Source organism: Phyllobacterium sp. UNC302MFCol5.2, from assembly GCF_000686005.1.
Taxonomy (GTDB): Bacteria; Pseudomonadota; Alphaproteobacteria; order Rhizobiales; family Rhizobiaceae; genus Phyllobacterium; species Phyllobacterium pellucidum.
Genome location: NZ_JMLL01000010.1, coordinates 1,532,372 through 1,546,397, shown reverse-complemented (window position 1 = coordinate 1,546,397; position 14,026 = coordinate 1,532,372). Strand labels below are relative to the sequence as shown.

Genomic DNA, 14,026 nt, shown 5'->3' with positions numbered 1-14,026 from the left:
GCGTTAACCGCGATGCAGATCTTATAGAAAGCTTTGCGGATCGATATCAACCTGCACCCGCGTCGATCCCCGTTCTTTTGGCCCTTCAGCCAGCATGACGCGGATGAAGCCCTGAATATCCGATTTGCGCGTGCCGTGGACGAGGAGACGGAAACGATGCCGCCCGCGCACAAGGGCAAGCGGCGCCTCCGCCGGTCCGAGGACGCTGATCTGATCCGATGCCGGTGCTGCCCTGCGCAAGGCCCGCGCATGCGTCTCCGCTTCCTGGCGCGTCGCTGCCGAAATGATGAGCGAGCCGAGCCGGCCGAAGGGCGGCAGGCTTGAGCGTTCGCGCTCTTCGATCTCCCGCTCGTAAAAGGCTTTTGCATCGCCCGAAACGATGGCGCGCATCACCGGATGATCCGGCTGGTAGGTCTGCAAAAGGCCGAGGCTCTTCTTGCCCGTGCGTCCCGCGCGGCCTGTCACCTGGCTCAACAGCTGGAACGTGCGCTCGGCGGCGCGGGGGTCGCCATTGGCAAGCCCGAGATCGGCGTCGACGACGCCGACCAGGGTCATGTTCGGGAAATTGTGCCCCTTGGCAACGAGCTGCGTGCCGATGACGATGTCGGCCTCACCCTTGGCGATCGCGTCGAGCTCAAGCCGCAGGCGCTTGACCCCCATGAGATCGGATGAGAGCACGATGATGCGGGCATCCGGAAAGGTCTTTTCCACTTCCTCGGCGATCCGCTCGACGCCCGGCCCGCAGGCAACGAGGTGATCGAGCGTTCCGCAGGAGGGACAAGCTTCCGGGCGCGCCTCATGGTGTCCGCATTGGTGGCAGACGAGTTGGCCGCGAAAGCGGTGCTCGACCAGCCAGCTCGAACAATCCGGGCACTGGAAGCGGTGGCCGCACACCCGGCAGAGCGTCAACGGTGCATAGCCTCGCCGGTTGAGGAAGAGCAGCGACTGTTCCTTGCGCTGCAATGTCTGATTGACCGCTTCGACGAGCGCGGGCGAGAGAAACCCGCCCGGTCGTGGCGGCGACCTGCGCATGTCGATGGACTTCAGATCCGGCATTGCTGCCTCGGCATAGCGCCCGGAAAGGCGGATGCGGTTGTACCGGCCCTGATTGGCGTTGACCTGGCTTTCGATCGACGGCGTGGCCGATGCAAGTACGACCGGGAAGCCGCCGATATGGCCGCGCACCACTGCCATGTCGCGGGCATTGTAGCAGACGCGATCTTCCTGCTTGTAGGCGGGATCGTGCTCCTCGTCGACGACGATCAGCCCCAGTTCCTGGAATGGCAGGAACAACGCTGACCGCGCGCCGGCAACGACACGCACCTGGCCCTCCATGACCTGTCGCCAGACCCGCTCGCGCATGCGCGGCGCAAGATCGGAATGCCACTCGGCCGGCTTGGTGCCGAAGCGATCATGGAAGCGATCGAGAAACTGCTGCGTCAGCGCAATTTCCGGAAGCAGGATCAGGACCTGCTTGCCTTGCTCGATGGCTTTGGCCACCGCCTCGAAATAGACTTCGGTCTTGCCGGAGCCGGTCACACCGTCAAGCAGCGACACCGAGAAACTTGCGGACGCCACGGCTTCAACGAGTTGATCCGCCGCCTCGCTTTGATCGCCCGAAAGCGACGCCTTGGCATAGTCGACATCGGGAGCGGCAACGACGGGGCGCGCCGGGATCATGACCTGTTCGAATACGCCTTGCGCCACCAGACCGTCGATTACGGTTGCCGAGACGCCTGCCGCGTGGGCAAGCCCCGTGCGCGTCCATGCCATGCCGCCTTCAGCAAGCTCGAGCACGCGGGCCCGGGCCCCGGTCATGCGGTCAGGTTCACGGCCGGCAAAGCGCAAGCCCGGCACAGGCGGCTCGGGATCGAAAGCCGCGGGCACGCGCAGCACCATGCGCGCCACCATGCCGGGTGGGGACAGTGTATAATCGGCGGCCCAGCGCATGAAGCGCAGCATGCCGTCGTCCACGGGCGGACAATCGAAAAGCTCGGATATGGGCCGCAGTTTCTTCGCATCGATGCTGTCAGTCGTGCCGTCCGTGACGATGCCTGCAACTTCGCGCGGACCGAGCGGCACCCGGACGATTGACCCGGCCCTGACGTCCATTCCGTCGGGGACGGCATAGCTGTAGGGCCGCTCTGCCGGCATCGGCACAAGCACGGGAACGGTTTTTTGCGGGATGAACGAATCCTGACTCATATATACGTGACCTTGGCGCGCCTTTCGGATAAAGAAAAGTCACTTTCCGGGAGATAGAATTGATCTCTCATTTAGACACCCGCATATCAGGAAGGAATGTTCCCATGAAATTCTTTGTCGATACCGCCGACGTGAAGGAAATCCGCGAGCTCAACGATCTCGGATTGCTCGATGGCGTAACCACCAATCCTTCGCTGATCCTCAAGTCCGGTGGCAGCATCATCGAAGTGACCAAGGAAATTTGCAGCATCGTCAACGGCCCGGTATCCGCCGAGGTCGCGGCAACCGAGTATGAGCAGATGATGAAGGAGGCCGCAGTCCTCTCCCGCATCGCCGACAACATCTGCATCAAGGTCCCGCTTACCCTCGATGGCCTCAAGGCCTGCAAGGCCCTGCGCTCGGATGGCCACCTCGTCAATGTGACGCTGTGCTTCTCCGCCAACCAGGCACTTCTTGCCGCCAAGGCCGGCGCCACGTTCATCTCGCCATTCATTGGCCGCATCGACGATACCGGCATCAATGGAATGGAACTGATTTCCGAGATCCGAACCATCTACGACAATTACGATTACCAGACGCAGATCCTTGCCGCCTCGATCCGCACCGTGAACCATGTCAAGGAAGCGGCTCTAATCGGTGCCGACGTCGCGACGGTTCCGCCAGCAACTCTGAAGGCATTGGTCAAGCACCCGCTGACCGACAAGGGCCTTGAGACTTTCCTTGCCGATTGGAAGAAGACGGGCCAGTCGATCGCCTGATCAGTCGCATTTTCAATGACGCCCGCCTGTTGCAAGACCGGCGGGCGTTTTCTTATGCTCGTGCGCGGCGCGCATCCGGCTAGGGGCAGGACTCATGAACGGTACGCCCGGCCGTCGCCGAGCGAGGTCATGCGCAGTATGACTATTGGTTCTTCGTCAGATCCTGGGCAACGCTGAGCTGAATCGCCTGCGCAACTTCCGCCGCCGCACGATTATATGCATCGCGATAAGCTCGCTGAACGGCGAACTGCTGTCTTGGCGCATCGTAGCCCGCATTTACAAGACGGCTGCCGCGGCCGATGACCTGACCGTCCGACACGCGCGTCAGAACGTAGTTGCCAGTCATGCGAATGGAGCCTGCGGTCGGCTGGCCCGATTTATCATTGGTCGCATTCTGGATCAGCGCCAGCGAAATGTTCTGGGATGCTATGGCGAGTTGGAGCGTATAGGCGACATGCGTCGGCTCGCCCGCACCGCCACCGAAGAGGAAGATCAGGTTGTTGCGTACTTCCTGGGTGACGCGATCGCCCGCCGGATTGACCGACACGGTCGCGAGCCGGGAGCGGACGCTGCCCGAGACGCCGGCGGCCGTGCTGCCGACCGGACCGGGATCGGAGTAGAGCGGCCGCACCTGGCAACCGCCTGCAATCAATGCCAAGCCGAGAACGCAGAAGGGAAGCAGCCGCTTGACGACGGAACCCGGCTGAAAACGATCAGGCAACGACATTGATGATCCTCTGCGGTACGATAATGACCTTCTTCGGTGAATTGCCATTCAGCGCGGCCTTGACGAAATCAAGCGCGAGGGTGGCCTTTTCGACCGCCAATTGATCCGCATCGCGGGCAATTGTCAAATCGCCGCGCTTCTTGCCATTGATCTGAACCGGCATGGTCACATCGTTCTCGACGATCAACGTCTCGTTGTATGACGGCCACGGTTGATGAGCCACAAGATCTGCGCCGCCGAGTGCCTTCCAGCACTCCTCGGCAAGGTGCGGCATCATCGGCGCTATCATTGCAATCAACATGGTCGTCGCTTCGCGGCTTGCTGCGATCGTCACCATGTCAGCCCCGCCCGCCGCCACCTTCTGCAGATAAGGCGCCAAGGTGTTGACGAGCTCGTAAAGGCGCGCGACGGCCTTGTTGAAGTTCAGCTTCTCAATATCTTCTCCGACAGCCTTGACAGTCCGGTGCGCCGCTTTCGAAATCGCCAAAGCCTCGCCTTCGGTCGCGGCTGCGGCATCGACCGTCTTCAACGTCTCGGCCGCTTCCGAAATCAGGCGCCAGACGCGCTGAACGAAGCGATGCGCGCCCTCGACGCCGGATTCGGTCCAGATTACGTCGCGTTCCGGCGGCGAATCCGACAGCATGAACCAGCGCGCGGTATCCGCGCCGTAGGAAGCGATGATGTCATCCGGATCGACCACGTTTTTCTTCGATTTCGACATCTTCTCGATCGAGCCTATCTCGACCTCTTCGCCTGTAGCAATCAGCGTTGCGCGGCGCGCGCCATCCGTCTCTTCGACCCGAACGTCAGCTGGCGTGACCCAGCCGTCCTTGCCCTTGTAGGTCTCGTGGACGACCATGCCTTGCGTGAACATGCCCTTGAACGGTTCACTGATATCGAGATGACCGGCCACCTTCATGGCCCGTGTGAAGAAACGCGAATAGAGCAGGTGCAGGATCGCGTGCTCGATGCCGCCAATATACTGATCGACGGGCAGCCAGTGATTCGCGACCTTGGGCTCGGTCGGCTCCTCGGCCCAAGGAGCGGTGAAGCGCGCGAAATACCATGACGAGTCGACGAAGGTATCCATCGTGTCGGTCTCGCGTCGTGCGGGCTTGCCGCATTGCGGGCAGTTGACGTGCCGCCAGGTCGGATGACGATCGAGCGGATTGCCCGGCCGGTCGAATTCGACGTCGTCCGGCAGCTTGACCGGCAGGTCGGCCTTCGGCACCGGGACAACGCCACAATCATCGCAATGGATCATCGGGATCGGACAACCCCAGTAACGCTGCCGAGAAATACCCCAGTCGCGCAGGCGGAAATTGATCTTGCGCTCGCCCTGCGGGCGGTTGCCGACCGTCTGCTTTTCCAACCGCCGCGCCACCTCGTCGAAAGCTTCGGCCGGCGACATCCCGTCAAGGAAGCGCGAATTGATCATGACGCCGTCATCGACATAGGCGGTTTCGGTGATCTGGAACGTGGCCGCGTCGGCGTCCATCGGCATAACCACCGGCATGACCGGCAGGCCATACTTGTTGGCAAAGTCGAGGTCGCGCTGGTCACCGGACGGACAACCGAAGATCGCGCCGGTGCCATAGTCCATCAAGACGAAATTCGCGACGTAGACCGGCAGCTTCCATTCCGGATCGAACGGATGCGTGACGCGCAAGCCGGTGTCGAAGCCCTTCTTCTCGGCGGTTTCGAGCGCAACGACCGAGGTGCCCGCATGGCGACATTCCTCGTTGAACTGCGCCAGCGCCGTGTTGTTTTCGGCGGCTTTCTTCGCCAGCGGATGGTCGGCGGCAATGGCTATGAAGGACGCGCCGAACAGCGTATCGGGCCGCGTCGTGTAGACCTCGACCTCGCTCTCGCCTTCGACGTGCGACTGCTTGTCCAACGCCCAGCGGATCAGCATGCCCTCAGACTTGCCGATCCAGTTGCGCTGCATCAGGCGCACCTTTTCCGGCCACTGGTCGAGGCCATCGAGGGCGCCCAGCAGTTCCTCGTTGAAGTCGGTGATCTTGAAGAACCACTGTGTCAGCTCGCGCTGCTCGACAAGGGCGCCGGAGCGCCAGCCGCGACCGTCGATGACCTGCTCGTTGGCAAGGACCGTCATGTCCTCTGGGTCCCAGTTGACCTTGGACGACTTGCGCGTCACCAGGCCCTTCTCGACGAAATCGAGGAACAGCATCTGCTGGCGGTGGTAATATTCGACATCGCAAGTAGCGAACTCGCGTGACCAGTCGAGCGACAGGCCCATGGACTTGAGCTGATCGCGCATCGTCGCGATGTTCTGGTAGGTCCAGGTCTTCGGATGAACCTTGTTCTGCATGGCGGCGTTTTCGGCCGGCATGCCGAAAGCATCCCAGCCCATTGGATGCAGCACATTGAATCCCTTGGCCCGCTTGTAACGTGCAACGACATCGCCCATCGCATAGTTGCGCACATGGCCCATATGGATACGGCCCGAGGGGTACGGAAACATTTCGAGGACGTAGTAAGGATCGCGAGGATCGTCATTGTTCGTCTCGAAGAGCTTGGCGTCGTTCCAAACTCTCTGCCAATGCTTCTCGGCTACACGGGGATTATAGCGTTCGGTTGCCATGAACGGGATTCTCTTGCAAAGGATAGTGATGCGGGGACCTTCACCATGGATTGGTGGGACCGTCAACCACTTGAAGCTGAAGGAGCCCGTGAAATCGGGCCGTCAGGCGATAAATAGGACTTAACCAGCCAATGCCCAATGCCGTCGATCAACTTTTTGCCGTCAGGGACGCTATTCACAAGGCTGAAGCGGAAGGGGGTCGCCCGGAAGGCGCCGTCACGCTTGTCGCCGTGTCGAAAACCTTCGGCGAGGAAGCAATTCGTCCCGTGCTCGAATCCGGCCAGCGCGTCTTTGGCGAAAACCGCGTCCAGGAGGCGCAAGCGAAATGGCCGGCCCTGCGCGGTGAATTTCCGGATATCGAACTCCACCTCATCGGGCCGCTCCAATCCAACAAGGCCGAGCAGGCGGTGGCGCTTTTCGACGTGATCGAGACGGTCGACCGCGAAAAGATCGCCGATGCCCTTGCCAAGGAAATGCAAAAGCAAAACCGGTTTCCCCGCCTCTATGTCCAGGTGAACACCGGTTCTGAACCGCAGAAGGCGGGCATAGATCCAAAAGAGGCGGTAGCGTTTGTCAAGCATTGCCGCGAGGTTCGCGGCCTCCAGATCGAGGGCCTGATGTGCATTCCGCCGGCCGATGAGAATCCCGGCCCGCACTTTGCCCTGCTTGAAAAGATCGCCCGGCAGGCCGGAGTCGACAAGCTTTCCATGGGCATGTCCGGTGACTACGAGCTCGCCATCGGCTTCGGCGCGACATCAGTCAGAGTCGGTTCCGCGATTTTCGGAACTCGGTAATTACCAGCTGCGGCGCGGTCCGGTATCGATGTGATAATAGCCGGCCGGATAGCGTTTCAACCCGCCGACGTCACCGCTGGACGACAGATGACTCATGAGGCCGGACGAGCCGCCGTGGACCCGGAAATCCACCGCCTGACAGCTCAGGTGGTAGGATTGGTCCTTGCCGCCAACGCGATTGTTGCGCGTGCGTGTGCGCACGGTCGAGTTTACCGTGATCGGCCCATACTTGGCGGAAACGCGGCTCAGCACGTTCTTCAGCCTTGCGGGAACGCATTTCGACGGCGCCTTGTAGTCGATATAGGCCTTGCCGCGCGGCATGGCCGCCAATACCAGCGGACTGATCTTGTCGAATACCGAATCCTTGAGCAGATGCGCATGCTCCTCGCCGAAAAGCTTTGCGCCGATACGGTCCTGCGGATTGGATGGCGCGGGGAGCGTGCCGGCGCCTGCCGGAATGGCAAGGCTCAAAGCGGCTAGGGTGAACCATGTGAATTTTGCGCGTGACGCAACGCTGCGCAAGACAGTTATTCGCATTCCTCGATCCTTGGTGCGGCGCCGGAAACAACAATTCTTTGGCGCCGATAGTTTGTCCTCCCAAGTCAAGGCAGCGACCCTATAAGCCGAAACGTGGTCAAAATGGACCGATTTCACGATAAAACGCGACCGAAACGATATTGGCCGCTGCAGAATGCGACCGAACGCCATGCCCTCAGGGCCAATTCGGATATTTACGCATTGATTTGCTTGGTGGTAATGAACCTGTGCGCCTCCCGCCCGGGGAGGTATCCGGGTGGAGGCCCGATATTTAAGATTCTGGAGGAAATTGATGTCCGAGAAGGTTTATCCGGTGCTGGCAAGCGCGAAGAAAAACGCGCTCATCGACAATGATACCTATCTCAGCTGGTACAAGCAGAGCATCAAGGACCCCGAGAAGTTCTGGGCCAAGCACGGAAAGCGCATCGACTGGTTCAAGCCCTTCACCAAGGTCAAGAATACCTCGTTCGAGGGCAAGGTTTCGATCAAATGGTTCGAGGATGGCGTTACCAACGTTTCCTATAACTGCATCGACCGCCACCTCAAAAAGCGCGGCGATCAGGTCGCGATCATCTGGGAAGGCGACAATCCCTATCTCGACAAGAAGATCACCTACAATGAGCTTTACGAGCAGGTTTGCCGCCTCGCCAATGTGCTGAAGAAGCACGGCGTCAAGAAGGGCGACCGGGTGACGATTTACATGCCGATGATCCCGGAAGCGTCCTATGCGATGCTTGCCTGCGCGCGCATCGGCGCGATCCACTCCGTCGTCTTCGGCGGCTTCTCCCCGGATGCGCTCGCGGGCCGTATCGTCGACTGCGAATCCACATTCGTGATCACGGCCGATGAGGGCATGCGCGGCGGCAAGCCGGTCCCGCTGAAGGAAAATACCGACAAGGCGATCGACATTGCGGCGCGCCACCACGTCATGGTGAAGAACGTACTCGTCGTACGCCGGACCGGCGGCAAGACCGGCTGGGCCAGCAATCGCGACCTCTGGTATCACGATGAGATTGCCAGCGTTAAGGCGGAATGCAAACCTGAAAAGATGAAGGCTGAGGATCCGCTTTTCATCCTTTACACCTCTGGCTCGACCGGCAAGCCCAAGGGCGTGCTGCACACGACCGGCGGCTACCTGGTCTATGCCTCGATGACGCACGAATATGTCTTCGACTACCATGACGGCGACATCTACTGGTGCACCGCCGATGTGGGCTGGGTAACCGGCCATTCCTACATTGTCTACGGTCCGCTCGCCAACGGCGCGACGACGCTGATGTTCGAGGGCGTGCCCAACTACCCTTCGGTATCGCGGTTCTGGGAAGTCATCGACAAGCACAAGGTCAACATCTTCTACACCGCCCCCACCGCTATCCGCGCGCTGATGAGCGCCGGTGACGAACCGGTCAAGAAGACATCGCGCAAATCGCTGCGCATCCTCGGCTCGGTTGGAGAGCCGATCAATCCGGAAGCCTGGGAATGGTATTATCAGGTGGTGGGCGACAAGCGCAGTCCTGTCGTCGATACCTGGTGGCAGACGGAAACCGGCGGCATCCTCATCACGCCGCTGCCCGGCGCAACGCCGCTCAAGCCGGGCTCGGCCACAAGGCCGTTCTTTGGCGTGCAACCGCAACTGGTCGATAATGAGGGTGACGTGCTCGAAGGCGCGGCCGATGGCAACCTCTGCATCACCGATTCGTGGCCGGGGCAGATGCGCACGGTCTACGGCGATCACAAGCGCTTCATCGAAACCTATTTCTCCACCTATAAGGGCAAGTACTTTACCGGCGACGGCTGCCGGCGGGACAAGGATGGCTACTATTGGATCACCGGGCGCGTCGATGACGTTCTCAACGTCTCGGGGCACCGCATGGGAACTGCCGAGGTTGAGTCCGCGCTTGTCTCTCATGATACGGTCTCGGAAGCCGCCGTGGTCGGCTACCCGCACGACCTGAAGGGCCAGGGCATATATTGCTATGTAACGCTCATGTCCGGACTCGAGGGCAGCGACGATCTGCGTGCCGAACTGGTCAAGCATGTGCGCAAGGAGATCGGCCCGATCGCCACGCCAGACAAGATACAGTTTGCGCCGGGCCTGCCGAAGACCCGTTCCGGCAAGATTATGCGCCGAATCCTGCGCAAGATCGCAGAAGATGACTTCGGGGCGCTCGGCGACACCTCAACGCTTGCCGACCCGGCCGTCGTTGACGACCTGATCGCCAATCGCCAGAACCGCAAGGGCTGAAAATCGTGTCCTCCCCCCCAACAAGGGGGGACACCCTCCTTCAGCGGTAAAGATCGGCGCGTGTCTGCGGCACGGCCGAGATTCCGCGCTTGCGGCGTGACGCCAGCGTCTGATTGATCTGTACGGTGCCACGCTCGAACGCAAGGGCGCAGCCGGTGAGGTACAGCAGCCACAACCGCGCTTTGGGAGCGCCGACTTCCGCGATCGCCTCATCGAAGCGCGCATGGAGACGGTCGGCCCACATGCGGCAAGTGCGGCCATAATGCTCACGCAGATTCTCGACGTCGTGGACCTCGAAACCGTAGCCTTCGAGGTTCTCGACCGTCATGCCGAGATGGTCGAGTTCGCCGCCCGGGAAGATGTATTTGACCAGGGCGAGGTGTTCGGCGCTCTTGCGCCCGAAGGTCTTCTTGTTGCGCTTCATGCGCCGTGTGATCGCGTGGTGGAGATAAAGGCCACCCGGCCTCAGTAATCGGTGCACGCTGGAAAAATAGGTGTCGTAGTGGGCAATGCCCACCGCCTCGAACATGCCGATCGAGGAAATCTTGTCGAACTGCCCCTCGAGATGCTCATAGGATTTCACGTGAATCGTGATCTTGTCCTCAAGGCCTTCCGCCTTGATCCGCTCGCGGGCAAGGGCCGTCTGCGCCTCCGACAAAGATACGCCCGTGCCGGTCACGCCATAATTCTTTGCCGCATAAATCAGCATGGCCCCCCAGCCGCAGCCTATGTCGAGCAGGCGATCGCCGGGCTTGAGGCGCAGCTTGCGGCAGATCAATTCGAGCTTGTCAGCCTGCGCCTGGTCGATGCTATTGGCCCAGTCGGTGAAATAGGCGCAGGTATAGACCATGCGCTCATCGAGAAAGAGCTGATAGAAGGCGTTCGACACGTCGTAGTGGTGGGTAATCGCTTCCTTGTTGGACCCGCTGACGTAAGGATTCTTGCCGCCAAGCCCGGAACTGCCGCCTTTTGCTCCGCTCAGCAAAAGCGAAGGCACATCCTTCAAGAGCTGCCACTTTGGCAGGCTTTTCAGCCGGTGCTTGAACTTTCCCTTGGGACCGCGCTCGACGAGATCGAACAGCGTGCCGTTCCTGATGTCGATCTGGCCCGACACCCACAACTCGACGACAGAGCCGATATTGGGTTTGAGAGCGATCTGGCGCACGGCCATAGGATCATTGATGGCAAGTATAGGGCCATCAAAATCACCGATGCGGGTTCCGTCCCAAAGTTCAATCGCAAATTGTGGTTCGATGACGTCGACCACCGTGCGGATGATCCGCGCCGCCTTGTCTTCAGCTGCCATTCTCTGCCCCCGGGCACGGGGCGCAGCAAGTTGCGCGTCGCGTGCGTTGCTTCATTCAGTCTGCTTGGCTTATGACTGCCTGAGCCTCTTTGCAACCCATGCACACATGGCCTTGCTTTTTTCTCTTGAAACGTGGGTCATGACACCCCATTCTCCAATTGTGTTCAACGAATGAAAAGGAGGTGATCCGATGTCTCGTGATTTCGCAATCTGCTACAAGGCGTCTGATGCTTTCCATCGGGGATTGTCTCTCCGTTGAATAAGCGCCCGGCGAAAGCCGGGAAAGGCCAAAGACAGCTTTGTGCCAGACGGAATTGCGGGGCCACCCTTCGGGGTGGCCCTTTCCGTTTAAGCCGCCCGTTTGCCACTCAGTTGAAAGCCGACTGCCTTCAACACGGCTATCGTTGTGGCCAGTGTAGGGTTTCCACTTTCACTCAGTGAGCGGTAAAGTTGTTCCCGGGACAATCCAGTCTCGCGTGCGATCGTTGCCATGCCCTTCGATCTTGCGACTACCCCGATGGCCTTCGCAATGTAGGCAGAATCGCCAGTTTCAAATGCGTCGGCAAGAAATAACTCTATTGCCTCGTCAGATTTGAGTGCGTCGGCAGGATTGTAGTCATAGAGCTTCGTCATCATCCCTCCAATCTATTGCCAATCGCCGAGCCTCGCGGATGTCCCGATCTTGCGTCTGCTTGTCACCGCCACAAAGTAGGATGACAATCTGTTCGCCGTGACGCCGGAAATAAACCCGGTATCCCGGTCCATAGTGAATTCTCAGTTCGCTTACGCCACCACCTACAAATGCAATGTCGCCCCCAAGTCCATTGGGCCAAGCGGAAGAGGCGGGCAGCGATGACCGCCCTCGCCCTCTCGTCTTTCAGCTTGCTTTCCCACTTACGATAAACGGAGGTCTGTTTCAGTCTTATCATGAAAATGTAGTTTTTAAATTACAAATCTCAAAATGATCGACAATAACGCCCGGAAGCGAAGCCAACCACCAATGCCAGGTTGCAGGTGGCCCCTTTGCTCTTGCCGAAATTTGATGATACCAAGAATTTGCCTGAAATCGGTGCATCCTGCCTCAATGCGAGGCAAATTCCTCTGAAAGACCAAGACATGTCGGTTGCCCTAGCCCAAAACGCCGCGTCCCGGCGCGCGTGGCGTGAAGAAATTATTGCGATGCTGGCGTTGAGCTGGCCGATGATTCTTACCAATCTCGCGCAAACAGCGATGACGGCAACCGACGTCATGATGATGGGCTGGGTCGGCGCGGATACGCTCGCAGCCGGCGCCCTCGGCACCAACCTCTACTATATGCCGATGATCTTCGGTCTCGGGCTGATGCTTGCCACCTCGCCGATGATGGCCAAGGAACTCGGCCGCAATCGCTTTTCAGTGCGCGAGGTTCGCCGCACGGTGCGGCAGGGCCTTTGGCTCGCCGTCACCATATCGATTCCGATCTGGTTCGCGTTGTGGCACACCGGCCCGATTCTCATTGCCATGGGGCAAAATCCGGCCCTTGCCGATACCGCCGAAGCCTACGTTCGTTCGCTGCAGTGGGCGGTCCTTCCGTTCTACGGCTATATCGTATTGCGCTCCTTTATCGCGGCGCTCGAACGTCCCGGCTGGGCGCTGTTCGTTGCCCTCTTTTGCGTCGGCTTCAATGCCCTTGCCAATTGGTGCCTGATCTTCGGGCATCTGGGATTCCCCAAGCTCGGGATCGTCGGTTCGGGCATCGCGACCTCCCTGTCGTCGCTGATGATGTTCGTCGGCCTCGTCGTCATCATCATGCGTGATCGCCAGTTCCGCCGTTACCATCTGTTCGGTCGCTTCTGGCGTGCCGACTGGCCACGCTATGGCGAACTGCTCCGCCTTGGCCTGCCGATCGCCGCGATCATGAGTTTTGAAGTTACAATCTTCAATGCAGCGGCTTTCCTGATGGGAATTCTCGGCGCGGATTACCTTGCGGCGCATGCGATTGCCATCCAGATTGCCGCCATTGCATTCATGGTGCCGATGGGCTTCGGCCAGGCGGCAACTGTCCGGGTTGGCCGCGCCTACGGGGCACAGGATGGTGACGGAATCAGGCGCGCCGGCTGGGTCGCCTTCATCGGCGGAACCGGCTTCATGGTGCTCACCGCCATGCTGATGCTGTATGCGCCATACCAGCTTATCAGCGCCTTCATCGATCTGCACGACCCATCAAACGCCGAGGTCATATCGCTCGCCGTCTCGTTCCTGGCGTTCGCCGCGCTCTTCCAGATTTTCGACGGCGGCCAGGCGGTCGCGAGCGGCATGTTGCGTGGCCTGCATGACACCACAGTGCCGATGATCTATGCGGCCATTGCCTATTGGGGCATAGGCCTGCCGCTCTCAATCGCCTTTGGCTTCTGGCTGGACATGAAGGGCGCCGGCATTTGGCTCGGGCTCGTCTGCGGTCTTGCCGCCGCGGCAATTCTGTTGCTCAGCCGTTGGCTCCGGCGTGAACAACTTGGAATTGAAGTTATCCGCCACTAGAAGTCGATCGTGCGGCCCTTGATTTCCCAATCGCCGTAGCGGGCAGGATCCTTGCCGCCCCGTCCGCCGATTTCGCGCGGTTTCTCGGCGGCATCCTTTTCCGCCTGCCGGCGCGCTTCCGCTTCCTTGAGGGCGCGCTGGGCCGCCGCCGGCAGCTGGTCAAAGGCGGGATGCCGGCGCTTATCGTCATTGTCGGCGTGCGGCGTTTTTGCTGTCTCTTCGTCCGTCATGTGACACTCGTCATTGAAGCTTGCTGTATAAAGCACCATCATATAGCGGAAGATGGCGAACAAAAGGAATGACCTTGCTAGCCATGGACTCTAACGCTTCAT

General features: G+C 59.9%; 12 protein-coding genes. 4 read left to right on the top strand and 8 right to left on the bottom strand.

Annotation, left to right across the window (positions count from 1 at the left end):
* Nucleotides 1-21: 21 nt before the first annotated feature.
* Entirely contained in the window at nucleotides 22-2,205 is a 2,184-nt protein-coding gene (locus BR48_RS0109445; protein WP_027231078.1) for a primosomal protein N', read from the bottom strand.
* 104 nt (nucleotides 2,206-2,309) lie between these two features.
* Here BR48_RS0109445 and fsa point away from each other — a divergent pair, with 104 nt between their 5' ends.
* A complete protein-coding gene (fsa, locus tag BR48_RS0109440) occupies nucleotides 2,310-2,963 on the top strand; it encodes a fructose-6-phosphate aldolase (protein WP_027231077.1) in 654 nt (217 codons plus the stop codon).
* A gap of 142 nt (nucleotides 2,964-3,105) precedes the next feature.
* Here fsa and lptE read toward each other — a convergent pair whose 3' ends face one another.
* Both lptE and leuS read right to left on the bottom strand, forming a co-directional pair.
* Complete coding sequence (gene lptE / locus BR48_RS0109435; RefSeq protein ID WP_027231076.1) at nucleotides 3,106-3,690, bottom strand: LPS assembly lipoprotein LptE; 585 nt, start codon at nucleotides 3,688-3,690, stop codon at nucleotides 3,106-3,108.
* The gene (gene leuS / locus BR48_RS0109430; RefSeq protein ID WP_027231075.1) at nucleotides 3,677-6,295 is read right to left on the bottom strand and encodes a leucine--tRNA ligase; all 2,619 of its coding nucleotides are present in this window, start codon (nucleotides 6,293-6,295) and stop codon (nucleotides 3,677-3,679) included. The genes lptE and leuS overlap by 14 nt, the downstream gene beginning before the upstream one ends.
* A gap of 131 nt (nucleotides 6,296-6,426) precedes the next feature.
* On the opposite strand from leuS, the gene BR48_RS0109425 reads away from it, so the two are divergent.
* Nucleotides 6,427-7,089 carry a YggS family pyridoxal phosphate-dependent enzyme gene (locus BR48_RS0109425; protein ID WP_027231074.1) on the top strand — a complete coding sequence of 221 codons (663 nt, stop codon included), beginning with the start codon at nucleotides 6,427-6,429 and terminating at the stop codon, nucleotides 7,087-7,089.
* Here the strand turns inward: BR48_RS0109425 and BR48_RS25450 are convergent, their stop codons facing one another.
* Complete coding sequence (locus BR48_RS25450; protein WP_197030338.1) at nucleotides 7,090-7,626, bottom strand: D-Ala-D-Ala carboxypeptidase family metallohydrolase; 537 nt, start codon at nucleotides 7,624-7,626, stop codon at nucleotides 7,090-7,092. It lies immediately after the preceding gene.
* Nucleotides 7,627-7,918: 292 nt separating this feature from the next.
* Here BR48_RS25450 and acs point away from each other — a divergent pair, with 292 nt between their 5' ends.
* Nucleotides 7,919-9,871, top strand: a complete 1,953-nt coding sequence (gene acs, locus BR48_RS0109415; protein WP_027231073.1) for an acetate--CoA ligase — start codon at nucleotides 7,919-7,921, stop codon at nucleotides 9,869-9,871.
* 40 nt (nucleotides 9,872-9,911) lie between these two features.
* On the opposite strand, the gene BR48_RS0109410 is transcribed toward acs, so the two are convergent.
* From BR48_RS0109410 to BR48_RS26830, 3 genes are all read right to left on the bottom strand, one after another.
* Entirely contained in the window at nucleotides 9,912-11,177 is a 1,266-nt protein-coding gene (locus BR48_RS0109410; protein WP_027231072.1) for a cyclopropane-fatty-acyl-phospholipid synthase family protein, read from the bottom strand.
* 348 nt (nucleotides 11,178-11,525) lie between these two features.
* Entirely contained in the window at nucleotides 11,526-11,813 is a 288-nt protein-coding gene (locus tag BR48_RS0109405; protein WP_027231071.1) for an addiction module antidote protein, read from the bottom strand.
* Complete coding sequence (locus BR48_RS26830; RefSeq protein ID WP_348625684.1) at nucleotides 11,794-11,949, bottom strand: type II toxin-antitoxin system RelE/ParE family toxin; 156 nt, start codon at nucleotides 11,947-11,949, stop codon at nucleotides 11,794-11,796. The genes BR48_RS0109405 and BR48_RS26830 overlap by 20 nt, the downstream gene beginning before the upstream one ends.
* Nucleotides 11,950-12,293: 344 nt before the next feature.
* Here BR48_RS26830 and BR48_RS0109400 point away from each other — a divergent pair, with 344 nt between their 5' ends.
* A complete protein-coding gene (locus tag BR48_RS0109400) occupies nucleotides 12,294-13,694 on the top strand; it encodes an MATE family efflux transporter (protein WP_027231070.1) in 1,401 nt (466 codons plus the stop codon).
* Here BR48_RS0109400 and BR48_RS0109395 read toward each other — a convergent pair.
* The gene (locus BR48_RS0109395) at nucleotides 13,691-13,924 is read right to left on the bottom strand and encodes a DUF1674 domain-containing protein (RefSeq protein WP_027231069.1); all 234 of its coding nucleotides are present in this window, start codon (nucleotides 13,922-13,924) and stop codon (nucleotides 13,691-13,693) included. The genes BR48_RS0109400 and BR48_RS0109395 overlap by 4 nt on opposite strands.
* Nucleotides 13,925-14,026 lie beyond the last annotated feature (102 nt).